The sequence below is a fragment of the Photobacterium sp. ABD4_091 genome (genome assembly GCF_056160145.1).
Map to the genome: position 1 here is coordinate 551,067 of NZ_JBSWWQ010000002.1, position 25,906 is coordinate 576,972.

At 46.3% G+C, this 25,906-nt stretch carries 23 protein-coding genes; 13 read left to right on the forward strand and 10 right to left on the reverse strand.

The window, feature by feature from the left end:
• Positions 1-33: 33 nt before the first annotated feature.
• The 4 genes from ACXAGQ_RS16730 to ACXAGQ_RS16745 all read right to left on the reverse strand — a co-directional run bounded on the left by ACXAGQ_RS16730 (position 34) and on the right by ACXAGQ_RS16745 (position 4,924).
• Positions 34-1,416, reverse strand: coding sequence for a DEAD/DEAH box helicase (locus tag ACXAGQ_RS16730; protein WP_475255342.1), 1,383 nt, complete (start codon positions 1,414-1,416; stop codon positions 34-36).
• Positions 1,410-2,009 (reverse strand): hypothetical protein, encoded by a 600-nt coding sequence (locus tag ACXAGQ_RS16735; RefSeq protein WP_475255343.1) that lies wholly within the window; start codon positions 2,007-2,009, stop codon positions 1,410-1,412. Before ACXAGQ_RS16735 ends, ACXAGQ_RS16730 begins: the two co-directional genes overlap by 7 nt.
• A 512-nt stretch (positions 2,010-2,521) precedes the next feature.
• Positions 2,522-3,409, reverse strand: coding sequence for a LysR family transcriptional regulator (locus ACXAGQ_RS16740; protein WP_475255344.1), 888 nt, complete (start codon positions 3,407-3,409; stop codon positions 2,522-2,524).
• A gap of 72 nt (positions 3,410-3,481) precedes the next feature.
• Complete coding sequence (locus ACXAGQ_RS16745; protein WP_475255346.1) at positions 3,482-4,924, reverse strand: sugar porter family MFS transporter; 1,443 nt, start codon at positions 4,922-4,924, stop codon at positions 3,482-3,484.
• Positions 4,925-5,495: 571 nt separating this feature from the next.
• Here ACXAGQ_RS16745 and iolE point away from each other — a divergent pair.
• From iolE to ACXAGQ_RS16795, 10 genes are all read left to right on the forward strand, one after another.
• A complete protein-coding gene (iolE, locus tag ACXAGQ_RS16750) occupies positions 5,496-6,389 on the forward strand; it encodes a myo-inosose-2 dehydratase (RefSeq protein WP_475255347.1) in 894 nt (297 codons plus the stop codon).
• A 119-nt stretch (positions 6,390-6,508) separates the two neighbouring features.
• The gene (gene iolD / locus ACXAGQ_RS16755; RefSeq protein ID WP_475255349.1) at positions 6,509-8,380 is read left to right on the forward strand and encodes a 3D-(3,5/4)-trihydroxycyclohexane-1,2-dione acylhydrolase (decyclizing); all 1,872 of its coding nucleotides are present in this window, start codon (positions 6,509-6,511) and stop codon (positions 8,378-8,380) included.
• Positions 8,381-8,550: 170 nt separating this feature from the next.
• Positions 8,551-9,726, forward strand: a complete 1,176-nt coding sequence (locus ACXAGQ_RS16760; protein ID WP_475255350.1) for a Gfo/Idh/MocA family protein — start codon at positions 8,551-8,553, stop codon at positions 9,724-9,726.
• A gap of 17 nt (positions 9,727-9,743) precedes the next feature.
• Positions 9,744-10,739 (forward strand): 5-dehydro-2-deoxygluconokinase, encoded by a 996-nt coding sequence (iolC, locus tag ACXAGQ_RS16765; RefSeq protein WP_475255351.1) that lies wholly within the window; start codon positions 9,744-9,746, stop codon positions 10,737-10,739.
• Between the two features lie 183 nt (positions 10,740-10,922).
• Positions 10,923-11,792: a 5-deoxy-glucuronate isomerase gene (locus tag ACXAGQ_RS16770; RefSeq protein ID WP_317522882.1), complete on the forward strand. Its 870-nt coding sequence runs from the start codon at positions 10,923-10,925 to the stop codon at positions 11,790-11,792.
• A gap of 11 nt (positions 11,793-11,803) precedes the next feature.
• Positions 11,804-12,631 carry a class II fructose-bisphosphate aldolase gene (locus tag ACXAGQ_RS16775; protein ID WP_475255352.1) on the forward strand — a complete coding sequence of 276 codons (828 nt, stop codon included), beginning with the start codon at positions 11,804-11,806 and terminating at the stop codon, positions 12,629-12,631.
• Between the two features lie 76 nt (positions 12,632-12,707).
• Complete coding sequence (locus ACXAGQ_RS16780) at positions 12,708-13,547, forward strand: MurR/RpiR family transcriptional regulator (protein ID WP_475255353.1); 840 nt, start codon at positions 12,708-12,710, stop codon at positions 13,545-13,547.
• Between the two features lie 250 nt (positions 13,548-13,797).
• Positions 13,798-14,625 carry a sugar phosphate isomerase/epimerase family protein gene (locus ACXAGQ_RS16785; protein WP_475255355.1) on the forward strand — a complete coding sequence of 276 codons (828 nt, stop codon included), beginning with the start codon at positions 13,798-13,800 and terminating at the stop codon, positions 14,623-14,625.
• Between the two features lie 93 nt (positions 14,626-14,718).
• The gene (locus ACXAGQ_RS16790) at positions 14,719-15,609 is read left to right on the forward strand and encodes a DMT family transporter (protein ID WP_317522878.1); all 891 of its coding nucleotides are present in this window, start codon (positions 14,719-14,721) and stop codon (positions 15,607-15,609) included.
• Between the two features lie 93 nt (positions 15,610-15,702).
• Positions 15,703-17,034 (forward strand): IS4 family transposase, encoded by a 1,332-nt coding sequence (locus ACXAGQ_RS16795; RefSeq protein WP_475251668.1) that lies wholly within the window; start codon positions 15,703-15,705, stop codon positions 17,032-17,034.
• A 32-nt stretch (positions 17,035-17,066) separates the two neighbouring features.
• Here the strand turns inward: ACXAGQ_RS16795 and ACXAGQ_RS16800 are convergent, their stop codons facing one another.
• From ACXAGQ_RS16800 to ACXAGQ_RS16820, 5 genes are all read right to left on the reverse strand, one after another.
• Complete coding sequence (locus ACXAGQ_RS16800) at positions 17,067-17,747, reverse strand: ribosome recycling factor family protein (protein ID WP_475255356.1); 681 nt, start codon at positions 17,745-17,747, stop codon at positions 17,067-17,069.
• Positions 17,748-17,825: 78 nt separating this feature from the next.
• On the reverse strand, positions 17,826-18,200 hold the full coding sequence (locus ACXAGQ_RS16805) for a hypothetical protein (RefSeq protein ID WP_475255357.1): 375 nt from the start codon (positions 18,198-18,200) through the stop codon (positions 17,826-17,828).
• Between the two features lie 163 nt (positions 18,201-18,363).
• Entirely contained in the window at positions 18,364-18,594 is a 231-nt protein-coding gene (locus ACXAGQ_RS16810; protein ID WP_475255358.1) for a hypothetical protein, read from the reverse strand.
• Between the two features lie 271 nt (positions 18,595-18,865).
• The gene (locus tag ACXAGQ_RS16815; RefSeq protein ID WP_475255359.1) at positions 18,866-20,074 is read right to left on the reverse strand and encodes a phosphoribosyltransferase family protein; all 1,209 of its coding nucleotides are present in this window, start codon (positions 20,072-20,074) and stop codon (positions 18,866-18,868) included.
• A 97-nt stretch (positions 20,075-20,171) separates the two neighbouring features.
• Positions 20,172-20,666, reverse strand: coding sequence for a YcxB family protein (locus ACXAGQ_RS16820; RefSeq protein WP_475255361.1), 495 nt, complete (start codon positions 20,664-20,666; stop codon positions 20,172-20,174).
• A 528-nt stretch (positions 20,667-21,194) separates the two neighbouring features.
• On the opposite strand from ACXAGQ_RS16820, the gene lpdA reads away from it, so the two are divergent.
• The 3 genes from lpdA (at position 21,195) to iolG (ending at position 24,673) form a co-directional block, all read left to right on the forward strand.
• On the forward strand, positions 21,195-22,604 hold the full coding sequence (gene lpdA, locus ACXAGQ_RS16825; RefSeq protein ID WP_475255362.1) for a dihydrolipoyl dehydrogenase: 1,410 nt from the start codon (positions 21,195-21,197) through the stop codon (positions 22,602-22,604).
• A gap of 235 nt (positions 22,605-22,839) precedes the next feature.
• Positions 22,840-23,664 carry a 5-deoxy-glucuronate isomerase gene (gene iolB, locus ACXAGQ_RS16830; RefSeq protein WP_475255364.1) on the forward strand — a complete coding sequence of 275 codons (825 nt, stop codon included), beginning with the start codon at positions 22,840-22,842 and terminating at the stop codon, positions 23,662-23,664.
• A 25-nt stretch (positions 23,665-23,689) separates the two neighbouring features.
• Positions 23,690-24,673 carry an inositol 2-dehydrogenase gene (gene iolG / locus ACXAGQ_RS16835; protein ID WP_475255366.1) on the forward strand — a complete coding sequence of 328 codons (984 nt, stop codon included), beginning with the start codon at positions 23,690-23,692 and terminating at the stop codon, positions 24,671-24,673.
• 260 nt (positions 24,674-24,933) lie between these two features.
• On the opposite strand, the gene ACXAGQ_RS16840 is transcribed toward iolG, so the two are convergent.
• Positions 24,934-25,791 carry a MurR/RpiR family transcriptional regulator gene (locus ACXAGQ_RS16840; RefSeq protein WP_475255367.1) on the reverse strand — a complete coding sequence of 286 codons (858 nt, stop codon included), beginning with the start codon at positions 25,789-25,791 and terminating at the stop codon, positions 24,934-24,936.
• Between the last annotated feature and the right edge of the window lie 115 nt (positions 25,792-25,906).

A 25,906-nucleotide genomic window follows, 5' to 3' on the forward strand; every position in this document is an offset into this window, starting at 1 on the left:
CAAGGCTTAGTAGCCTTGCTTATCTTTGTAACCTTACTGTTCATGTGACGTAAATGCTGCAATAACCCTTTGCTTGAATAAGCCGAGCCTTATTTCATCTAAAGTACAATTTAGTGCTTGAGGGGAGCCATGAGTAGTTTTTTCGTCCCAGATAACTCTCGGGTCAGCACAGCCTTCAGCTTGTTGGGTTGATCGAGTTCCTAGCAACTTAACTGCAGAAATTAAATCCTGCACTATTGGTGCTTTTACGCTAGTGAACATGCAAGACGTTGGGATGTCTTGCTCTATTTGCTCAGAGAACTCTACCAAGCTTTGCTCTGCAAAAGTAAACAGCCATGCATACTGACGATCCATTCCATTTGCCCTCAGGATACGACCAAGTACTTGCCTAAAATACAGCTCAGTTTTTATCGAGCTCATGTGGCAACAAACTTGTAGGCGAGGTATATCAGTCCCCTCGCTAATCATCCCTACACTAACGATCCATTGCGTATTGCCACTGCGAAATCGTTCTATTTCTGCCAGTGGCTCTTCGTGACGATACGTTACGATAGAAACTGTTTGAGCGTATTTTTTAGTAAGTATCCTTTTAATCTCTTGTGCATGCGCAACAGATGAGGCAACGACCAAGCCCCCGGCGTCGTTTTTTAGACGGCGCAGCTTTACTAGCTTTTTGCAGCCTAGGCCAAGTAGGTGCTCCATTGCTTCTTGATTGTGAAGAACACTTTGGTAAGACGTCTTAGTTTGTTTAAGCATCTCCAGAATCGACGAAAAGGATTGTTTCTCATCATCGTTAGTTACTGTCAAATGTTCATTATCGACAAGTACAATCTTAGGGCTACGACAAACTTTATCGGCAATGGCTTGCTTTAAACTGTATTGGTAGTCGACCAGTAACTTTCCATCGGGGGCGCTATATTCAGCCATTACTATTGGCAACGAATCCGATCGCCAAGGAGTTCCAGACATTGCAAGAGTGTATGTAGCTAACCCTTGAATTTTTGTTAGTATTTGTTGCCCCCAGACATTCGCAGTCCCAGCCTCTGAACCAGAGCAGTGATGGATTTCATCAAACACGACAAACACACGAAAGTTACTCAAAGTTTTCCAAAATTCCTCATTGAGAAATTGAATCGATTGATAAGTAAGTGAACATCCGATAGAGCCTAACTCGCCACTAAAAGAACATTTTAGAGTGTTCGAAAAGGTCTTCTTAATCCCCTCTGCAACAGCTAATGAAGGTGAGAAACACAATACAAGATCTATCATGTCATTTTGAAGTAATCTCGAAGCTATGTTTGCTGCCAGCACAGTTTTACCGGCACCAGGTGTGGCTTGGCAGAAAAAATGGGCTTGCTTTGATTTATATTTCTGTAACGCTTGTTCTGAGCATTCTACCTGCCAATGTCTTAACACGCTGACTTATCCTCCTTGAGTACTCTAAGTGCTTCTGTCAAAGCATTTATACTACCTAGCAGACCTGCAGAGCGTTGTTTGGCTTGCTTGAGAAGTGGCGTCAGCTTTGGTTCTAGTTCAGGAAAACGGCGACAGAGCGATTGATACTTATTAATCTCCCCAAAAACTATCTCTAGTTCACCTTCATTTTGGTTGCGCTCATGGCTTAAAACGGAGTAATCAGGTGTTGAGGTAAGAATAGCATTCGTACTTCCTGACTTGTGCTCGAGATCAAGACCTTCAGCGACAGTATTTTCGGAATAACATTGCTGTTGATGTGCTTTAAAGTGTTTAACAACTGCAATCCAGTTTTTATACATTCGATCAATTGTGGAGTCTTTTCTGACACCTTTTGTAGCACTGTCTCTTATACACTTCCTAATTGTTTCTTCAGAGATCTGATCTACATCTGTAGTTAGGGGTAAATCAATATGGTTAATAGTTCTAAAAGCAGCTTCATATAAATATTTTTTGTATGATTCCTTAACACTAATAGGGAGTTTACCTTCCTGCAGTTTAAGAGCGAATGCGTTCAGTTCATCAAGTGAGTTCAATTTTAGTCCGGATTTTTTCTGTGAGTTCAGAGAGCGCGTGATGGTACTTAGGAATTATTTTAGATTCAACTAAAAGTTTTCTGATTGCTGCGTTAATATACAGGGCTTTATCTTGTAGTCCCAAAAACTTACTGCGGACATAAAATTTACTGATATTTTAACAGTGACAACTATCCTGCCAGAGGGTCTGCTGGCGTTCTTGGTTCAACTACATCAAGCAGGGGCACAATTCTCGTCATGGTTATTTGATATTGTTTTGTGAGGATTCTTGTAATGACCCAGCCGATTTTGGACAACTTTAGCTGCTAATTTGTAGAATTATAGCGGTGTTTTCATTTTGACCTGCCCCAGTGATATCGAGCACTCGACGAAGTGAGTTGCCATACTTCAGTTAATTCATGTGTTACTAAATTAGAAAGAACGAAGCTCGAAATTGTCCAGAAACGTCTTACATGTCCATCCATAAAAGCCATTATGAATGGACATTCCAGTGCGTTGTTGTAACCAGTGGGCTACGTATTGTCTAGCAAGTAGCTTTTGAAGTGACTCGCAACCGCCGAAGCTTTTGTCGGTGGATGATAATAAAGGTTGAGGCTCCAGATACTGGTTTCGTACTCTTCCAGTACAGGGGTAAGCTCTTTATCAGATAATGGCTTATTAACAATGAAAGCAGGAAGATAGGCAATTCCAGCGCCTTTTATCGCGCTTTGTAAAAGTAAATCGCTGTCGTTAACTTCCAGTGATTTAGGCACTTTGATCATCTGGGTTTCGCCATTGCGCTCGAAAATCCAATCATTGCTGCCGGTCAGAGTGGTGGCGAACAAGCATTGATGCTGTGAAAGTTCGGTAGGCAGTTCGGGGGCAGGGTTTCGCTCCAGATACGTTGGAGAAGCCACCGCAACAAACGGGCTTTGCATCAGCTCTCTACGCACTAGGTGCAGATCTTTTTCCTGGTAGCCTTGATAGCAAGCATTGGCACTGATCACCAAATCGGCCTCAGCAGCATGGTCGAGTGCCCACGGCGTCACATTGAGGTTAAAGGTGACATTCGGATGGGATATCAGGTAGTTACTGATTTTATCCATCAAAAAATTATTGGCATAAACAGGGGTGCAAACGATATTAATATGGCCTTTGTCTTGTTCCTGGAAATCTTGCAGGCTGCGACAAAGTTGCTCGGCGTTATCAACCAAAGGGGAGAACTCATCAACCAGTTTTTGGCCTGCCGGGGTGGCGGTTAATAGCCGGTTAGTGCGGCGGCAGAGGGTAATACCAAAGCTCTGTTCGAGATCCTGTAGCCAGCGACTCCCAGCAGAAACAGAGATATTGAATTTCCGCGCGGCGGCAGAAATGGAACCGGTGCGGATGACGTAAACAAAGAAAGCCATTTTATCGAGCATTATTTCTCCCTTGTGATGATGCAAAAGCAGGCTTTCTTTACGAAAGCCTGCCATTCGTTCTATTTATAAAAGTTAAGCGGTGGTTTCTGCAGTTTTAGCCGGGACTTTCTTACCAAGCTTCTTGGCCATGGCTTCTTCCATTTTCTCCAAGCTGACGCCTTTGGTTTCTGGTACATATTTAACGACCACAAACATACAGATTAGCGACAGGGCTGCGAACAACCAGAAGCTGAACGCGCCGTTGAAGTTCTCTTTCAGGAAGGCATTTTCGTTCAGCATTGGGAATGACTGGGTCACAATGAAGCCAGTGAACCACTGGGCACCCACTGCGATAGCCATTGCACGGGAGCGGATGCTGTTCGGGAAGATTTCAGAAATCATGGTCCAGCACGCACAGCCCCAAGAGGTCGCGTATGAAACAACGTATAGACACAGAGCAAACAGGGCCGCATAGCCTTCAGTGCCGGTGTATAGCACGAAGCCAACCACTGTCATACCGACGGCACAGCCAAAGGTACCGTATTTCATCAGTGGTAGGCGGCCGACTTTATCAATCAAGTACATACCCAGAGCGTTACCCAGGATGAAGACGACACCAACGAAAGTAGTCTGGAACAGCGCATTCTCTGTGCTGCCAGTAATTGGACGCAGGATTTCCGGCGTGTAGTACATAATGACGTTGATACCGGTCAGCTGCTGGGCAGCGGCGACGAAGGTACCGATCACCAAGATAGCGAACAGCAGCGGTGAGCGCAGGCTAACTTGTTTTTTGCCCGGTTGATTGGAGTCAGCCAGTGAATCCTGGATCTCGCCGATAAGTTGATCAGCATGTTTCGGGTTGGAAATACGCGATAGAGTTTCTTTTGCTTGGTCGATTTTGCCTTTCAATACCAACCAGCGTGGTGATTCCGGAATAAGGAACAATAGACCGGCAAATAGCGCGGCAGGGATCACCTCTGAGCCCAGCATCCAGCGCCAGCCCATATCAACCAACCAAGCTTCACTCATACCTTTGGCAATCAGGTAGTTAACGTAGAATACACCGGTCTGGCCGATAACGGCAGACTGCTGGAACATACTCACCGCACGGCCACGGAAATCTTTCGGTGCCACTTCCGACATGTACATAGGTGAAACCACACAGGCCAAACCAACTGCGACACCACCAACGATGCGAAGCATAACGTAGAAAGAGAAGGTGGTTGCCAGTGCGGAGCCTATGGCGGAGATCATAAAGAGGATAGCGGCGATGAAGAGGGTGTTACGGCGTCCGTACTTTAGTGCGGACCAACCGGCGCTGACGGCACCGATAATACTACCTAGAACAACACTTGATACTGCCCAGCCGGTTTGTGCCGGGGTTAAGCCAAAGTGCTCCCTGATAGGACCGATGGCGCCTGAAATAACAGCGGTATCGTAACCTAATAAAATTCCCCCTAGGGCTGCGATACAACAAATTCTGATGATATATGCAAAGTTATGTTTTCGGGCCTCGGCCGCGGTTGTGGGTGACATGTTCTACTCCTTTATGAGATCCCCGTCTCTTACTCAACCATCGAATAAGTTTGAGTTGGGTAGCTTTCCAATGCGCTAATTACTGTAGGGTATTTGCATCGGCATTATTCTCACCACCAATATTTGTAATAGTAATTTATTGCCTTGATAATAATTTTCCACTTGGTGACGGCCTAAATCATAAGCTCCCAATATTTTTACGGCTATAGCCAATAAGTGGTTTTGTCTAAAAATGATACTTACGTCAAATTGCGAAAAATATTTTCCGTTACTTGTTTTCTGGTTAAGTATTTGATTTTAAATGGTTATAATTAATTGTGATCTTGCTCAAGAATTTCTTCTAAGCCGCGTGATTACTGGGGTTTTTTCATTTTGATGTGGAAAAGTGAAAACGATTGTGACTGGTGAAAAATATTTTTCGTTTTTATTTTTTCGGTTATAGTGATTTCCAGTGAAGCAAATGGTGCAGATTGAAAAGCGGTTCAGAGATTCCTAAAGAACATATTCCACTGGACTGACCACAATCGTCACCGACCCGGAATTTAATAATCAAAAAAATTGGAGTACAAACATGAGCAATGTTCAATACGGAATCAGCCCACTAACTTGGACTAACGATGATATGCCTGAACTGGGCGGCGAGATCCCATTGGAAACATGTTTGAGTGAAATGGCGGAAGCGGGCTTTACTGGTACTGAGCTAGGTACTAAATACCCACGTGAGCCTGAAGTGCTTATCCCTCTTCTAGAACAGCACGGCCTTGTTCTTGCTTCTGGTTGGTACAGCGGCAACTTGATGACGCTAACCGCTGAAGAAGAAATCGCAGCAATGCAAGAGCACATCAAACTGCTTAAGGCTGCTGGCTGTAATGCCATGGTATTCGGTGAAGTGAGCAACACAGTTCACGGCGACATCAATACCCCTCTATCTCAGCGCGTTATCTTAACGATGGATGAGTGGAAGGCTTACTGTGAGAAGCTAACTACAGTGGCTGATTACCTACTTAACGAGCACGACATCAAGCTGTCTTTCCACCATCACGTGGGCACTATCTGTGAAACAGAAGATGACATCAACCTAATGATGGAACTGACTGGCGACGCTGTTCACCTAACACTGGATACTGGCCACATCACCTACGGTGGCGGTAACCCTGTCACTATGATCAAGCGCTGGGGCCACCGTATCGGCCACATGCATTTTAAAGACCTACGCCTAGACGTTATGAAGGCCGCTCGTGATGCAGACAAATCATTCCTTAACGCAGTTCTTGATGGTGTATTCACCGTTCCTGGCACTGGCGATGTTGATTACGATGACGTTTTCGCTGCACTGAAAGAGCGCGACTACAAAGGTTGGCTATTGGTTGAAGCTGAGCAGGATCCTGCAAAAGCGCACCCGCTGACTTTCGCAAAAACCGCTTTTGAGAACATCACTGGCTACGCGACTAAATACGGCCTGTAAGTAAAGGCTGAAGGATAAGGGGGCAGGCTAGGCCTCCTTAACATCTCATAGCAAGAACGATGAAAAAGTTGCCGTGAGTAAAGGAAATATTTTTCGACTATCGAAAAACGAGGAAGACAATGAATACTGTACGCCTGACCGTTGCTGAAGCACTTGCCAAGTACCTTGCAGCACAAATGATTGAAATTGATGGAAAGAAAGAACAACTTTTTGGTGCCGCCTTTGCGATTTTCGGTCACGGTAATGTGACGTGCTTTGGCCAGCAGCTAAAGAATATCGAAGATAAAATTCCAACTTGGCGTGGTCAGAACGAACAGTCGATGGCGACAGCAGCCATTGCATACGCGAAAGCTAACCAGCGTCGCCGCATTGGTATTGCAACCAGCTCTATCGGCCCAGGCGCAACCAACATGGTTACCGCTGCGGGTATCGCACACACCAACCGTCTACCTCTACTACTTATTGCTGGTGACGCCTATGTTAGCCGCCTGCCAGACCCTGTTTTGCAGCAACCGGAGAACTTCGAAGATCCGTCTGTGACTTCAAATGATGCCTTTAAACCGCTAACGCGCTACTGGGATCGCGTTCTATCTCCATCTCAGCTAATGCACACGCTGCCGCAAGCGCTTGATACCATGCTAGACCCAGCCACTTGTGGCCCAGTATTCCTTGGCCTACCGCAAGATATCCAGGGTGTCGCTTACGACTTCCCTGAAGTGTTCTTCGCCGAGAAAGTACACCGTATCCGCCGTCCAGAGCCTGAAGCGATTGTTCTGGAAGAAGCGAAAGAAATCCTAATGCAAGCGAATAAGCCACTGATCATTTCAGGTGGCGGCGTGCACTACTCACTTGCTACTGATGAGCTGGCTGACTTTGCTGGCAAACACAATATCCCTGTAGTCGAGACCATTGCTGGTCGCGCCACCATGCTGCAGGGCAACCCGCTGAACGCAGGCCCAATCGGTGTTACCGGCTCTGATTCAGCCAACCACATGGCTAACGAAGCGGACGTGGTATTAGCTATCGGTACACGTCTACAAGACTTCACCACAGGCTCTTGGACTGTGTTCAAGAACCCAGAGATGAAGCTGGTCAGCATCAACGTGGCGAAATTCGATGCCATCAAGCACATGTCTTACCCAATCTTGGGCGATGCAAAAACATCGATGACCAAGCTGTCTGCTCTACTTGGCGACTGGCGCTCAGGTGATGAGTGGTCGGCAAAAGCCAAGGCAGAAGCGGATGAGTGGAAAGAACTGGTTCACCGCCGTACTCACCCGCAAGAAGGCGACTTGCTACCGGGCATGTCTTCTTACGCGGAAGTGATCGGCAAGCTAAACAAGTCAATGGAAAAAGGCGATACCGTACTGACTGCTGCAGGTGGCCTTCCAGCTGAGCTGTCAATGAACTGGCAGAACTACCAGATCGGTAAATTCGATATCGACTTCGGTTACTCATGCATGGGTTATGAGATTGCCGGCGGATGGGGCGCGAAAATTGCCAACCCAGATAACGACGTTGTAGTGCTAGTTGGTGACGGTTCATACCTTATCCAGAACTCAGATATCTACTCCTCAGTACTGACTGGTCACAAGATGATTGTCGTGGTGTGTGACAACGGCGGTTTCGCGGTTATCAACAAACTACAGAATAATACCGGCAACGAGTCGTTCAACAACCTGCTTGAAGACTGCCGCCGCCCAGATGGCGAGTTGGCCCGCGTAGACTTTGCCAAGCATGCAGAAGCTCAAGGTGCGATTTCCGAGAAGCTGACCTCTATCGAAGACTTTGATGCAGCATTCGCCCGCGCTAAAGAAGCTGACCGTACTTACGTGATTGTGGTGGATATCGACCCGGTATCACCTGCGGCATGGTCTAAGTGTGACTGCTGGTGGGAAGTAGGTCTGCCTGAAGTGACTCGCAACGACCACACTGCACAGAAAGTCGCAGAGTGGGAAGAAGGCCGAGCTACACAAAGGCGTGGTGTATAGAGAATTTATTAACCAAGAGGCTCTTATCACAGAGAGCCTCTGAGAATAAAAACTTTGTAAACAAGAACTTTGCAAACAAGAACTCAGTAAAAAAGAACAAACTATTTCCAATATCTGAAACGCAGGTCTCTCTCAAAAAGTGGTGGGGATACCTGGCAAGGAGTGAAGCCATGTTTAATGAAGAACGTCATTTTGATCAACCTATCCGTTGGGCAATGGTGGGCGGCGGTCGTGGTAGCCAGATCGGTTACTCTCACCGTAACGCTGCACAGCGTGATGGTTTGTTCAAGTTGGTAGCCGGTGCTTTTGACCTTGATCCTCAGCGCTGCCGTGACTTCGGTGAAAACCTCGGCCTTGATGGCGACCGTTGCTACGCCAACTACAAAGAGATGTTCGAGCAAGAAGCCCAGCGCGAAGATGGCATTCAGGCGGTATCTATCGCAACGCCAAACTCGACGCATTACGAAATCTGTAAGGCAGCACTTGAATCAAAGCTACACGTGGTGTGTGAAAAGCCAATTACTTTCACTACAGAAGAAGCAGAAGAGCTGAAGGAAATTGCGGCGAAGAACAACCGTGTTATCGGCGTGATGTATGGCTACAGCGGTTTCCCAATGGTTCAGCAGGCACGCGAAATGGTTAAGCGTGGCGACCTAGGTGAAATCCGCGTTATCAACATGCAGTTCGCGCATGGCTTCCACAACGAAGAGTACGAACTAAACGATCCAGGCTTGAAGTGGCGTGTAAGCCCAGAAGTCTCTGGCCCAACGTACGTGCTAGGCGATATCGGTACCCACGCGTTCTACCTGTGTGAAGTGATGACAGGGCTGGAAGTAGACCGCCTATCTTGCATGCGCCAGAGCTTCATCAAATCACGCACACCGCTAGAAGATAACGCCCACGTGATGATGGAATTCAAAGGCGGTGCTGTGGGCACGCTATGGGCATCAGCGGTTAACGCAGGCTCTATGCACCAGCAGAAGATCCGCATCGTGGGTTCTAAAGCGTCTATCGAGTGGTGGGATGAGCAGCCTAACCAGCTTCGCTACGAAATTCAGGGCGAGCCTCCACGCATTCTAGACCGCGGTATGGGCTACCTATACCAAGACGTAGAAGGCGTTGCTGCTAACCGCGTTGGTGGTGGTCATGCTGAAGGTTACTTCGAGTCTTGGGCAAACCTATATCACCGTTTTGCATTGGCATTCGATGCTGCAGACCGTGATGACCAAGAAACACTGGCAGGTATCTGGTTCCCAGGTATCGATGCAGGTATCGAAGGCGTACGCCTATGTGAGAAGTGTGTTGAGTCAGCAGACCAAAACGCTGCATGGGTTGAATACAAGTAATAACGAAAGGACGGACCATGACAAAGATTGCACTTCAGCAAGACCGTAAGCTGGATGCCATCGTGTTGGGACGTGCGGGCGTAGATCTCTACGCCCGTGAATCAAACACGGACATGGCAGACATTTCTGGCTTTAATAAGTTTGTCGGCGGCTCTGCAGCCAATATTGCAGTGGCGGTTAGCAAGTTAGGCGGCAAAGTAGGGTTTATTGGTTGTGTCGCTGATGATGCATTCGGTGGCTACGTAAAGCAGTACATGTCAGGCCAGGGTATTAACCTTGATGGCATGATGACAGACAACTCGGGCTCGCGCACTTCCGTTGCGTTTACCGAGATGAAACCAAGTGACTGTACGGTATTGATTTACCGCAATACAGCCTCTGATTTGACCATCAAGCCAGAGCAAGTAGACCCAGAATACATCGCCAATGCAAAAGTGTTGGTAGTTACAGGTACAGCGCTTTCTGAAAGCCCGAGCCGTGAAGCCACATTGATTGCGATGGATCATGCACGCCGTAGCAATACGCTAGTCGTTCTAGATGTTGATTACCGCCCATATTCTTGGCGCACCGATGTTGATGCCTCTATCTACTACGGCATTGCAGCAAGCTTGTCCGATATCGTTATCGGTAACCGCGAAGAATTCGACATGATGGAAACCGTGTTGGCACCGGGCAACAAGGATGACGATGCAACGGCAGAGCGCTTCCTGCGAGCTAATACCCAGGTAGTGGTGATCAAAGCCGGTGAGTTCGGCTCTAAAGTTTACTGCCGTGACGGCCACAAGTTCCAGCAAGGCATCTTCCGCGTAGAAGTTCAAAAACCTTTTGGCTCGGGTGACTCATTCGCTGGTGGCTTGATTTGGACACTGGTTAACGGTGGCGAGTTAGAAGACGGCGTAAAACATGGTTCAGCCGCTGCTGCCATTAATGTGAGCGGTAATAGCTGTACCGAAGCGATGCCAACCAAAGAACAATTATTCGATTTTATTGAGACCAGAGAACAAAGCCTTTAATAAACCACCTCCGGACGAAGTGATTAAAGGTAATTAGGTCCTGCCGGGTCAGTATTTTTACTGGACACGTCTAGAAGGGTACAAACCATCGAGGCCCGGCCTTTTTATTCAAACAAATTAGACTGATAAACACTGTGCTGGCGAATGACAGTTGGAATAGCAGGGCAGTGAGGAGAGAGTAACATGGGCAAGCATATCCCACCATTTGACAATAAAAACCAACCAATCATCGATGTTAATGATGAAGTAACACCACTGTGCTATTTCAACCAAGTTCGTTTGGCTCAAGGTGAGCAGCACCAGCACGTTGTTGAAGGCTATGAATCTGTCATCGTTCTGGCTGGCGGTACCTGTTCAATCACAGTGACCAATGGTGAAAAGACCGAAGTATTCGACAATATCGGTAAGCGTAAGTCTGTATGGGACGGTAACCCTGAAGCGGTGTATGTCCCGCTTGGCTACAGCGCAACCGTTGACTGTGTTAGCGATACGGCTGATGTGATGATTGCAGGCGGTAAGTTCGAACAGTCGCTGGAACCATTCTGTGTCCGAGAAGAGAATGTTGATATTGTTCAGTATGGCTCTGATGACACTAAAACCCACCGTAAGATTAAACACGTACTGGGTCAGTCAAATGCCGATAACCGCGGCCGTCTGCTAGTGAGCGAGTTGTTCACCGTTGGTGCCGGTGGTTGGTCAGGTTTCCCTCCTCACAAGCATGATGAAGACCGCGTTAAGCCTGATGGCAGCAAAGAGACACTTTACGAAGAAGTGTACCAGTTCCGTTTCAACCCAGACTTTGGCTTCGGTGCCCAGTTCCTTTACGAACATGAAGATGACTTCGGTCCGGTTTACCACGTGCGCACAGGCTCTGTGATTGCTATCGACAAAGGTTATCACCCAAGTGTGGCCGCTCCGGGCTATGAAATGTACTACTTCACCATCATTGTGGGCAAAACCGAAAAGTCGCTCATTCAGCACTTCGACCCACACCATGAGTACCAAGTAGAGACGATCCCTGGCATCAAGGACATGATTGCCAAGTTCAAATAAGGAGGGGCAATATGCTCGTCAGTTTAAAAGAACTATTGCCTCAGGCTGCCGCATCTGATTACGCAGTACCTTGTTTTAACGTATTTGGTTATGAAGATGCTTGCGCAGTGGTTGAAGCTGCTGAAGCGGTGAACAAGCCGGTTATCTTGGCTTGCAACAAAGATGTCGCTGACTTCTACGGGGTAGAGACAGCTGCCGCAATGTTGTTGCCATTGGCCCACAACAGCACAGTACCTGTTTGCCTGCATCTCGATCATACTTACGAGGAAGATGTTGTATACCGTGCACTGAAAGCGGGGTTTAGCTCAGTCATGTTTGATGGCTCTCAGCTGCCGCTTGATGAGAACATCGCTCGTACTCGTGCCGTTGCAGACGTCGCCCATGCACTGGGTGCATCAGTAGAAGGTGAGATTGGCTCGGTGCCTTACGATGAAGGCCGGGATCATATCAAGTCGATTTATACCGAGCCGGAAGACGCACTGCGTTTTGCCAAAGAAAGTGGCGCTGATTGTGTCGCCATTTCAGTCGGAAACGTACACCGATTGACCGAACCTACATGTACTATTGATTTCGGTCGTTTAGATCGTATTGCGAATGTGGTAGATATTCCTTTGGTTATTCATGGTACTAGCGGGATCCGTGACGAAGACATGGAAGTACTAAAGCGTACTCGTGTGTCCAAGTTCAATATTGGCACATGTTTGCGTCAGGCTTTGGGTCATAACTTGCGCGATTTTATGAACGCGGAGCCACAAAAGTTTGATCGCATTTACTTTATGAAGAAGGCAATGCCTTTCGTTAAGGAAGAAGCGATTCGCAACTTTGAATTATTATCATAAACTATAGCCTCAGGTGCTAAGCACTTGAGGTATTCTTATTTTGTAGTAGTGCTTTCGGGCAGGAGAGCGGCCAATTATGGATGTTGAAGAACAAGTACCAGCTGACTTAGATACGCTGCGTGAGCTTATTGTAAAGCGATACGACAGCCTAAGTGGGCGACTACAACAGGTAGCTGATTTTGTGATGGCCCAGCCGATGTTGGTCGCGGTCGAAACAATGGCAACCATTGCTGAACAGGCCAATGTTCCTTTGTCTACACTGAGCCGGTTTTCGAATGCGATGGGCTATTCAGGCTTTAGCTCAATGCAGTCGTTGTTCCGCGACCAGTATTTGAATCGTCCGCGGGATTATATCGAGCGTGTAAAAAAAGCGCGTGAAACAGAAGAAGTGAGCCAAGACTCACCCATGGCTATTTTCCAAGACTTTGGCCAAGCCAATATTGAAGCGATGGAACAGCTGCAAATGTCTGTTTCTCCGCAAAAGCTTGAAAGAGCGGTGAGTTTACTTGATGGGGCAGAGACAATTTACATCCAGGGTATGCGCCGTGCATATCCGGTAGCTTTTTATCTCTGGTATGCCCTAATGAAGTCAGACAACAATGTGGTGCTGCTTGATGATCATGGTGGGATGCTGTCGCCAATGACGCGCCGTATGAATGAACAAGATGTATTGGTCACTGTGACATTCAGCCCTTATGCGCCAGAAACCAGTAGCCTGATTGATACTGCGTTTGAAAAGAAGGTGCCTATTGTCGCGATTACCGATAATCAAATGACTTCGCAGGGCAGTAAAATGGAAGTGTGCTTCGAAGTTCTTGAAGGTGAAATCATGGGCTTCCGTTCTTTGAGTAGTTCGCTTTATCTGACACAAACACTGGCAGTTAGCTTGATGTGCCAGGAAGTAAAGGACAGTTAATTAAGTTGCCGTGAAATAAATGGTACTGAATTAAATTAAATTACTTTCTTTAAATTGAGTAACCAAGTTATATAACTTGGTTACCTATATCTAAGTATCTTTGAAATTAGAGTGACGTTTGAAGGTGCTTAGGTATAAACAAGTTAAAACCAAGATAAATAATTTCAGCTAAAACTCTCATTTGGGTAGGTGCTTCGACGTGGCGCCTAGGAACTTCATGCACGGCATTTGTTGTCGATAAGGATTGAAAATGCGTTTTGCTCTTCATGGAATGTGTGCGCTTCACAGTAATATTCTTTCTGATATTCGTTTGGCAAAAGAAACGGGTTACCAGGGTTTAGAAATACATACTGAGAAATTATGGCGCTATATTAACGCTGGTTTTACCAGTGAAGAATTTAAGGCAAGACTTGATGCGGCCAATATTACGCCTTCTGCGATTGATATTATCGGCGGGGTGGAAGCGGCAACCAAAGAAGAGCAGCAGCGCGTATTCAAAGAAGCCGAGATTTTATGTCGTTTTGCCAAGGATATTGGTGCCCCGACAATTCAGCTTAATGCCTTTGAAAGTTTGAATGCTTTTAGTACCGAAGACAACATCCAATTAACGGCTAAAAACATCCGTTCTATCGCCGATATTGGTCGCGAGCATGGTATCCGATTCCAGTATGAAGGTGCGGCATGGACACCTATTGCTACGCTAGAAGACTACTATCGATTGCTCGATGCGGTAGGGCGTGATAATTTTGGTTTCGTTTTAGATACATGGCACCTGTGGGCATGTCGCGGTGCTACCCTTGAGCAGATCTCTCAAGTTGACAAGTCATTGATTTACAATGTTCACCTTTCTGATGGTAAACGCCCAGCAGAAGGCCAGCCTTGGGTTGATGAAAGAGAGCTGCGCGGCTTCTACATCGGTGAAGGTGATATCCCGATGCAAGAGTGGGTAGATGCCTTGCTACAGACAGGATATGACGGCTTCTTCTCTGGTGAATTCCTCAATGACCAATTGTGGGAACACGATCATTATGAAGTGGCAGAAAAAATGCTGAGCGGGATGAAAGCATTAGTGAAATAGCCGGCAAGGAGTTTCGGCTAATTTTTGGAATAATACGTTGAATATAATTTGTTGTTATTGTCTGCGCGCTACCAAAATGGGAGGCGTTTAAGAATGAATCTTGAGCGCCGTGCAGATTTAATATTAGTCGCAACAACAATGTTGGCGGCAGCCGGTTGGATATTTTCGAAAGAAGCTATCCAAGGGTTGCCGGCTTTTGGTTTTATTGGCCTACGTTTTGTACTGGCTTCTTTGTGCCTGTTGGTATTTTGCTTTTCTGATATCAAGAAAGTCGATAAATCCGTTATCCCTAAAGCGTTGGGGGTAGGGTGCATCTTAGGTACTGCTATCTTGCTTTGGATCCATGCTATCTCTGTGAGTGAAACACTGGGTGAAGGCGCATTCATCATGAGCTTGTCCATGCTGTTCGTTCCTTTAATTGCTTGGCCATTATTCAAGGCTAAACCCCCTCGGACATTCTGGTTGGCGTTACCTATCGCCTTTGCAGGTCTATTGATGCTATCACTGGGCGGCGGTAATGGCTGGCAGATGTCTTCGAGTCAATTATGGTTTATGGCTTCGGCTGTCATGCTGGCGGTTCATTTTAATTTCAACAGCCAGTATGCCCGGAAGATCCCTACGTTGTTACTGACCTGCTTGCAGTTGTTCAGCATTGGTTGTATGGGGTTGATAGCCTCATTGCTGTTCGAAACCTGGCCAGAGTCTGTCAGCATGACGACATGGGGGTGGTTCACCTTGAGCATGTTGGTTGCGACCAGTTTGCGATATGTCATGCAGACGATGGGACAAAAGCACAGCACGGCTGCTAATGCAGCGATCATTATGATCCTGGAGCCGGTATGGACGGTGATCCTAAGCGTAATTTGGTATGCCGAAGAAATGCCTGCCAATAAGCTAGCCGGGTGCTTGATGATCCTGCTGGCTTTGTTTACCTATCGTGGCCTCGGCCACGTGATCGGTTTTATCACCAAAAAAGCGGCTTAATGGTTAACACCGATCAGTTAAGCCATTGATCAGTTGAATGATCCTACGGTTGAGTGAAAATACCCCCAGACATTAAGTTTGGGGGTATTTTTTATGTTGGCACATTGGCTTATAGATGTTGATGATTTTGCTTCACCTGACTCACTCTCTTTGTTTCAGAAAGAGTTGCCGCTTGAGTGGATTCAGCAGGCACTCGATGACACCAATAAAGCAAGCTTGAGGCGACGGAAGTTACCGGCTGAGCTTGTGGTCTGGCTCGTTGTCGGGATTGGTTTATACCGCGATAGACCGATTACCGATGTACTTGATAAGTTAGATCTGAAGCTTTCCAGTTCTCTAGGTGAATCCATTGCTCCAAGTGCGATCCCCCAAGCAAGAAAACGGTTAACGGCTAAGCCTCTCGAAGCTTTATTTACATTAACTGCACAACATTGGGCACAAACAGAAGATAGTGATGATACATGGTTCGGATTAAAGCTTTTCTCTGTTGATGGTACGCAATTTAGAACCCACGATACCCCAGCTCTTGCAGAGCATTTTCAATACGTTAAGCACAGTAAAACACGCCATACTGAATACCCAGTTGTAAGGCTATGTGCACTTTGCTCCCTTCGAAGTCGCCTAATCCATAATGTCGCTTTTGGCCCTAGCTACAACGGTGAAGAAAGCTACGCCAAGCAACTCATTTCCTCTGCAACGGCCAACTCTCTTACTATTTTCGACCGATGTTATTTAGGTGCGGAGTTAATGATTAACTGGCAAAACCAACATGGTTCTAGCCACTGGATGACCCCCATAAAATCCAATACAAAGTACACAATCATAGAGCAGTTAGATGAAGACGGGCGTGACTTGATAGTCGAAATGAATGTTTCTCAACACGCTCGCAAAAAAGATCCTCATCTGCCTGAAAAGTGGCAAGCTAGGCTTGCGCTTTATCCAGAAAAAGAGCAACCCAATCATATAAAAGGGGTTTTGACGTCCCTAACAGACAAAAAATATGACCTGCAATCCTTACTTGATGTTTACTTCGAACGATGGGAAATCGAAAACAGTTATGGGGAGATAAAGCATGACATGCTTGAAGATGAGATCCTACTCCGTAGTCAATCAATCGAAGGTGTTGAGCAGGAGATCTGGGGCATTTTAATTGCTTATAACCTAGTCCGGTTGGAAATAAGCAGGATAGCAAAAGAAGCTAAAGTGTCGCCTTTACGGATCAGTTTCATGATGGCGTTGAGGGATATCCAGGATGAACTAATGTGGTGTGCAATCGCATCGCCCGGTTCAATACCCAAGAAGTTAAGGGCAATGCGGGAAAGAGTGAAACGTTATATTTTGCCGGAACGAAAAAAACGGCCCAAATCAAGGACCGTTCGTATCAGTAAAACCCGCTATGTGGTTCGCTCCAAACATCTTAATTGATAGGAGTTAGCTTAATGGTGGCTTGGGGGGCGCTAGAGCTCGAAGTAGTCATCTAGCGCTTTTCTGGCATCTGCCGTCGAGCAGTTGGTCTCAAAGCATAGCTCGGCAACAGTAATCGCTGGGTTTTCGACTACATAGGAAAGTAGAGTACGCGGTTGCTCAGTGTTACCGAAGTCGAAGCCTATTTCTTCGATATCGTGATATTTCGCAAGGCGCTTTTGAATTGATTTCCCGATGGCGGCTAAAGGTTCACTAGACATACCTTGTAGTATCGACTGTAGCGCGTTTAACTTCGTTAATGCTCCAGAAAGCTCTAGGTGCCTTTGGTTAGCTTTGCGTTTTGTATCAATGCCAATTTCTGTCAGTTTTTCAAGTAAGAAGATACGGTCTGTTTTACCAAGAGAAACAGTGGCGTTCTTTATCTCAAAGGTTGCAGATTCACTTTCCTCGCTAAGTTTTTCCAAGCCAGCAAGAAAGCTTTGATAGACTCGCTGCCACTTCAAACAATTCTTGGAGTTAACGAGGTGCGCCAATTCAGTTTTTATCGAAACCAGATCATTATAACTGCCGACAAGAACGTAGTTTCGGCTGCGGCGAATGCGTTTCACAACACAAGCATACGGTGTGATGACTGAATTGATTTCTGAAATACCTGCGGTTGTGACTTTATGTGCCAGAGAGGGTAGGTTGATTGAAATGCTCGGCTTCATCATGAATCGTAGACCGTGGGGATAGCGGGTGTTTTAAAGAGAGCACCGTGCTATATACGGTGCTCTTTTTAAGCTTAAAGCTTATTCAACGTCGCAATCAGTGCAACTTTGCAATGCGATCTCGTGCTCAAATACAGCTGTTTCGTTACCTTCAGCAAATAGCTCTGCGATTTCGTCCGCGACTTCTTGCTCATCTTCTGCTTCAACTTGGTTCGCTAGCTCTTCTTCTGGGTAGCCAAAGAAGTTCAGCAGTAGGTAGTCACGTGCTTCTTCTTTAGTACAAGTCACGTTTACCGAAAGATCAGGTTCAACTTTGCCCTGCTCGATGATCGTAGCCACTTGCGCGATTGCTTCCTCTTTCATCGCTGGGGTTAGCCAGCCAAGATCCGTGCTTACTTTGGCTTTTTTACAGTTAAAACAAGGAAGTTGATGAAAGAAATATTGAAAAGTAGTCATGGGTAATTCTTCATAGAGTGTTGTAAACAACGATTATGCGCATTTTCTTGCAAAATACCATCTCATTAGGCATTTATTGCTGAATTAACGTGGTTGAAACAGGGCTGACAACGATTCAACTGACTTTACCAGAGGTACGATGTGGGAAAATTCGATTGAATGCTTAGTGGATTGTTGCGCCAGCACGTATTTCGTCGGCTGTAATATCATTTTGGTCTTCTGGCAGCCAAACTACAAAAGCGCCATTCTCGCCGATAAAGTCGTCCCAACCGCCATTCAACACTTTTGATTCACACAACGCCTTGATTTCTTTTTTGCTTTTGCCGAGCTTGAGGGCAGCGTGATCAAGAGTGAAAGGCTTAATCCAGTTTGATTGATATTGCGTAGCTGACATGTTTGGTTTTCTCGTTGAATAAATAAAGATTAAGGGGTACCTAGCGTGCTATCCCCCAATTGCGTGTGGTTACGTGCCACAACAATACCAATTACCTTCATTTAATTTCAACTGACGGACGCGTATGTTTGACGTAATGTGGCACCATTCTTAAAAAGAATACAACGTCTCATATTTCATGAACTCCTCTCACATCATCATTGTTGAAAATGTAGGGGAACAAATGTTCCCCTAATTGGATAACAAGCCTATGAATATAGAGGTACCACGACTACAGTTCGGATAGTTGATCAGAGAACCAAATCTTCCGCTGGAAGCGAGGGTTTTTAGATGACATGTCAATCTTGTAAGGGTTCGTTTCTTCAGAGCGCTGTGGTAGGTCCAGGATCTTGCAAAGCTCTTGAGCCAAAAATTTCTCAATCTTCAGTACAACCATTTTTTTGCGTAAACGGCCTTGCTCATCACGATTGAGGATAGTTGGCATTGTATTCAGCGTCAGAATCTCCCCCAATGCAGGGTCAGACATACGTTCACGTCCTTCAGTACTTGCATAGAAGTGTGAGACGGTAAATACCATGCGCTCAGGCTTTAATTGTTGAAGGAACTGACAGGATTTTACTACGGTTGAGCCAGTACGCACCATATCATCAAATAGCACAATACTCGGGTTGTTCAGTCCCTCGAATGTGTCTTCACTTTCTTCGTGTAGGGTGATTTCTACCTTACGTTCAGCAGTACGTTCTTTGTCTAACATGATGAACTTCGCCTTGGGTAAACCAAGTGTGTTGTACATCTCTTTGACGAAGTCGCGAGCACCTTTGTCAGGTGCACAGAGAACAAGTCCTTCACCGTCAGGCCCGTAGCTCAAAATATTTGAATTCAACAAGTAGTGGGTGTAAATCTTGTAAGGAATGAGGTTGTAGAATCGACCACCGAACACTTCGCTAAACATTTTCTGTACAGAATCAGAATGGTTATGCACCGTCACGACATCATCAACCCCAGCAAGCTTTAGCATTTGTGCATAGAGTTTAGAAGTAAAGGGTTGGCCATCAAACTTCTTGATGTCGGCTACATCACGCTTGCCGGGCGTATCCCCCAAATCTGCACGGGGGCCACGATCTTGAGCGGAGAAGAAGAGGTCTGGCTCAACCAACACTACTCGGCTGGCACCGTTTTCTTTAGCCGCACGTGCAATGATAAGGTTGTGCATGGCCAATTCTTGGCGGCTAGTAACCAGGTTACCGGTACTCACAATAACAACAGTCTTGCCTTCTAAACTGTTGCCGATATTCTCCATGTCATTTTCATCAGAGATAAAGCGTGGGCAAAACTCAGAGTTCATGAAGTGCTTCATGCTGATTACATCTGAGATATCTTCATCTTGGCCCATTGCATATGCAACATCGATTGCAAACGGGTTGTCGGATGAGTTACTGACAATCACTACATCATCTGATTGTGCATTCTGGCTGCTCATGGCATTCCTTATCAATATGAAAGAGAGTTGGTTGCGGGTATTCTATTACAGAATGGACAAAACGGCAGAGATAAACACCACTCTGCACGCATTGACGTTAGTGCTTTTTGGATATTGCGTGCTGCTCTACCATGAACGCGATCACTTCGTCATTTAAGCAAGATTTACTGACATATTGGCGCTGTTTACCCATATGAAGGATTAAACCTAATTCGCTTTGTTGAAGCTGGTCGATTTCATTCCAAGCGATGTGATGAGTTTTATTACCTCTTGTATAACTCACACCTGTAGAGTCAACCTGAAATCCTACTTTGCTGCCAGAGCTTGAGCTGATAGATTGTCGCCATAACCACCAGGTTCTCTTAAAGTAAACACTGAGCACCTCAACGATGCTCAAAACAATAAAGAACCAACCAACGTAATTATTGGGTAGTAGCTCAAATTTGACTAAAACCACCCCAAAAAGAAGAAAAAGTATTGCTTTGTAATAGGATTTTGGAAATTCAGTAGGGCGGCTAGTCTGATCATAACACTCGGCAAAAAAGGGCTTGTCGAGGGTGTACTCTGTAGTGAAACTAAAATCTTTAGACATATGGGTACTTTGAGGCTTTCTGTGAATGAGTATCCAATGCTGCGACCTCGCAACCCGAGTATTGTATAGCTTTTCAGTGCTTTTCTTTAGCTGTTTTGAACCTCATTTGTAAGTCAATAATACCGGGACTGCTCTCACAATCGCCAGTTTGCGAGTACGTCGACTTCAATTTTCAAGCAACTAAGCTCGTCGTTCATGAATACGACCGAATGTACCTGCTCCAATAATTTGCACAATACTCGGGCTAGCTTCTGCTTAGCTGTACCATCGTTACTACCTACCTCATCTAGATCAAGCACTCAACAACACGTTTAGCCGTTAAGAGCACCGATAGAAGCGCAATGTGTCACGAGCGTTGTAAAACATAAACATTGAGCTGCTAGACAATTTGGTGGTGAAACCTATCAATTAAGTGGACCAACATCGGATATTCCAACTTTGCGATTTATTTTTGACTTCGTCTGGGATAAATCTGTTCATCCAGATGCTTATAACTTAAGTCAATCACTAGGCAGAGAAGGAATCGTAATGACGGAATCTATCAACGTAGATGTTGTTGTACTCGGTGGTGGACCCGGTGGGTATACAGCAGCTTTTCGAGCTGCAGATCTTGGGTTGTCGGTGTGTATCGTTGAAAAGCGCGATACATTAGGTGGTGTGTGTGTCAATGTGGGCTGTATTCCCTCGAAGACCCTGCTTCATGCGGCATCGCTTGTTGAGCATGCTAAGCATGGTGCACAAATGGGTATCACGTTCTCCGCCCCCAATATCGATATTGATGCACTGCGCTCCCATAAAGAAGAGACGATCACCGAGCTAACCAAAGGCATTGCCAATCTATCCAAAGCGAGAAAAGTGGTGCGCGTCCAAGGTGAAGGACATTTCATTGGTGAACATACGCTGCTAGTGAAAGGGGACAGCGAGCAGCAGGTAGAGTTTAAACATGCCATCGTCGCGACTGGATCACACTCGGTCAAATTGCCGATTGCTCCGCAAGACTCGAGGGTTTGGGACTCGACGGATGCACTGTCTTTGCCATTCATCCCAGAAAAACTGTTGATCATCGGCGGCGGGATCATCGGGTTGGAGATGGCGCAGGTCTATTCAGCGCTTGGCTCTGATATTACTATCGTAGAAGCGCAAGATCAGATTATCCCTGCAGCTGATAAAGACGTTGTTCAGCCGTTGCTTAAGGCAACGAAAAAGACCTATCAAATGCTGACGAAAACCAAAGTCACGGATATGACCGCACAGCCGGAAGGCATCGTTGTTTGTTTTGAAGGAAAGAAAGCGCCAGAGAGTGCGGTCTTTGATGCTGTATTGGTTGCTGTTGGTCGCAGGCCAAATACTTCAGGTATTGGCCTGGAAAATATCGGTGTTGATATCAACGAGCAAGGACTGGTTGAAGTCAATGACAGAATGCAGACCTCGGTTCCGCATATTTTTGCGATTGGTGACATTGTCAAAGGTCCAATGCTCGCTCACAAGGCAACGCATGAAGGGAAGGTTGCTTCTGAAGTGATTTCAGGTTTGGATGCCACCTTCCATCCGGTCGCGATCCCATCGGTAGCTTACACGAGCCCGGAAGTAGCTTGGGTCGGTCTGACTGAGAAAGAAGCCAAGCTACAAGGTATCGAATACACAACTGGTAAAGTACCATGGCTTGTTAGCGGGCGTGCTCAAAGTGTCGGTGCGACTAATGGCGTTACCAAAGCACTGTTTGATAAAGAGTCGGGCACTTTGTTGGGTGCCGGAATATGTGGCGAGAATGCCGGAGAGCTTATTCACGAAGCGGCTGCAGTGCTTCAATTTGGTGGTACAGCAAAAGATATCGCTCATACGGTTCATGCCCACCCGACATTGGCAGAAACCTTCGCATTTGCCGCTGAACTGGTAGATGGCTCAATGACAGATATGCTACCAAGCAGACGTCGTTAATTACCCTCTGATATTCCTGTAGAAAATACACGAGCCAAGCCATATCGCTTGGCTCGATTTTTTCGGGCTAGATCATTTTTTTATGCCAATTATTTCATCAAAAAAGAAGAAATTTTTGCTGTGTTACCTCGCCCACAAAATGAATTATTTGTTTCATAATTGGTTTGAAAAGGTTTTTTTATTCTCTTATTATTTTGAAAAATAATTTCTAATCATAGGTAACGGGAAGGTCGCCATGTCAAAACTGCTCTCCAAATATCATGCACCAGACCAGCAGGGTAATACCCAGAATATTACTCCGGAATCAGCAGGTTGGGGCTATGTAGGATTCCAAGCGTTTGAACTTGAAAGCGGTCAGAGCATCGACTTACCAGCCAGCGATAATGAAGTCTGTTTGGTGTTGGTAGGTGGCTTTGCCACTGTGACGACACCCACTGCTACCTTCGAAAATATCGGCGATCGAATGAGCCCGTTCGAGCACAAAAAGCCTTATGCCGTGTATGTCGCAAAAGGTGAGGCGATTAAAGTGGTGGCTAATACCGAGCTTGAGTTGGCGGTGTGTACTGCGCCAGGCCAGGGTAACTTCCCAACACGTTTAATCGCGCCTGACAATATTGACGCCGAGCAGCGTGGAGCAGGTAACAATAAGCGTTTTGTTCATAACATCCTGCCTGATTACAAAGCAGCCGACAGCTTGCTGGTGGTTGAAGTGTATACCGATGAAGGCTGTACCAGCTCTTACCCAAGCCATAAGCACGACCAGGACGCTGAGCCAAGCGAAACCTATCTAGAAGAAACTTATTACCACCGTCTGAATCCAGCTCAAGGATTCTGTATGCAGCGTGTCTACACCGACGACCGTTCGTTGGACGAGTGCATGGCGGTTTACGACAAAGATGTCGTACAAGTACCCAAGGGGTATCACCCAGTGGCAACCATTGCAGGTTACGACAGCTATTACCTTAATGTAATGGCAGGGCCAACACGTAAATGGTTGTTTACCTGGGAAGATGACCACCAATGGATTAACGAAGAGCAATATGCAAGAAAACATCAATAATTAGTTTCCGGCAAAGGAGTGAGACATGTTTAATATTGCGTTATTCGGCGCTGGCAGGATTGGCCAAGTGCATGCTGTAAATATTGCAAAGCATCCCAAGACGACATTGTATTCAATCATCGACCCATATTTAGAGGGTGCGAAGAAGATCTCTGAAGAATATGGCGCGAAAATACAAAAGATCGACGAAGCTATGTCTGATCCGAATGTACACGCCGTATGTATTTGCTCTGCAACCCATACACATGCCGACTTGATCGAAATGGCAGCTCAGCATGGCAAAGTGATCTTCTGTGAGAAGCCAATTGATCTGGATATCAGCCGAGTACGCGATTGTTTGGCTACTGTACGCCAGCATGGTGTGCCAATGATGGTTGGCTTTAACCGCCGTTATGACCCTCAGTTCAGAACAGTGAAGAATCAGCTTAATGCTGGTGTGATCGGCCAGCCTGAATCTTTGGTGATCACCTCACGTGATCCGTCACCACCGCCAGCTGAGTACACCAAAGTATCAGGTGGTATGTTCCGCGACATGACTATCCATGATTTGGATATGGCTCGTTTTATCATGGGTGAAGATCCAGTCTCGATCACTGCACACGGTAGCTGCATGGTTGATCCTGCAATCGGTGAAGCTGGCGATATCGATACTGCGGTATTGGTTATGAATTTCCCGTCAGGCGCTATTGCAACCATCAACAATAGCCGTCGCTCTGGTTACGGATATGATCAGCGCCTTGAACTTCATGGTTCAAAAGGTTTGCTACAAGCGCACAACGTCAAAGAGAATTTGGTTCAGCACTGGGGTGAAGAGGGCTGCGTAGCCGCGAAACCTCAGCATTTCTTCCTCGAGCGCTACGAAGCGGCTTATGTTGCTGAATGGCAGGACTTCGTAGATGTGCTTGAAGGTCAAGAGCCAGAGTGTGGCGGTGCCGATGGTGAATACGCGCTAGTGCTGGCGGATGCCGCGCTTGAGTCAATGAAGCAGGGTAAAACCATCAAGCTTTAAGCTTTAAGCTTTCAGGTTTATCAAACCTTAAATTAACAGCTCCTGAGTGATGACGGTATGGGTTGAAGTTACCCCCCAATGACATCGCCCCTTAAGTTTTATCACTCTTTAAGCCTCGCACTTGCGGGGCTTTTTCTATTGGGGTATCACCTCTGAATGCGACTCTAGACAGAAACGAAAATTTTAGGCAGAAACAAAAATGCCGTCATTTCTATAGATAGAATAGGACGGCATTCTGCAACAAATTATGTATACGGGGGCTAACTCGTCACGCTCGATTCAAAGTCGTTTGTTGCACCTTGCCGATAGGCCAAAGAAACTGCCAATGTTTGCGCCAGGCACAGAGAAGCAGATTGTGAGCGGAAGGCTTCAACTTGGGCTTCTTTGACCACAAAGCAGACGTCACTGAAGGTAGCAAGTGGGCTTACCTGGCTGTCGGTGATAACGATTTGTTTGGCGCCAGCTTGAGAGGCGATTTCGCTAAGGGTGACTGTCTCTTGCGCGTATGGGCTAAAGCTAATCGACAGTACCGCATCTTTAGGACCAATCATCGAGAGCTGCTCTTTGAACATACCGCCGAGACCATCGATAAGAAAGGCTCGGCGCTCTAAGTGGCGCAGCGCATACGTAAGGTACGAGGCGACGCTGAAAGAGCGTCTTAAACCAATCAGGTAGATGTTTTCCGCCTCACTGAGGATCTCAACCGCTTGTTCGAGTTTGTCGCTCGGTGTTTGTGCCGCAAGATGGTTCATCGCCTGCGCATTAGCACGAGCAAATTCTTGCAGAATCATCGCCGGGCTTTCCGGTGCGTTCTGGTCGGTATCGAGCTCTTTGAACAGTTTGGCCCGTTCAGTATAGCTCGCGGTTTCCTCGACAAGATTACGACGGAACAGTTGTTTCATATCATTGAAACCGTTGAAACCGAAAGCATTAGCAAAGCGGATAAGAGTAGAAGGGGGAACTTCGGCTTGGCTGGCAATAGTCGCAACTGTATCGAAAGCAACACTGTTGGAATTATCTAGCACATAACGGGCAACCTGCTGTAAACGCTTGCTAAGATCGCTATAACGCGTTCGAATTTGATCTTGCAGTTCGGTAAGGTTGTTGGCAACAGACATTTTTCACTCCCTTCAATTGCTCATTTATCTATTGTAATGGCTTATGCTTTGTTATGAAACTTTTTTTTCATTAATGGCCACTGATATGCGTAATTAGAATATACATTCCAAGATG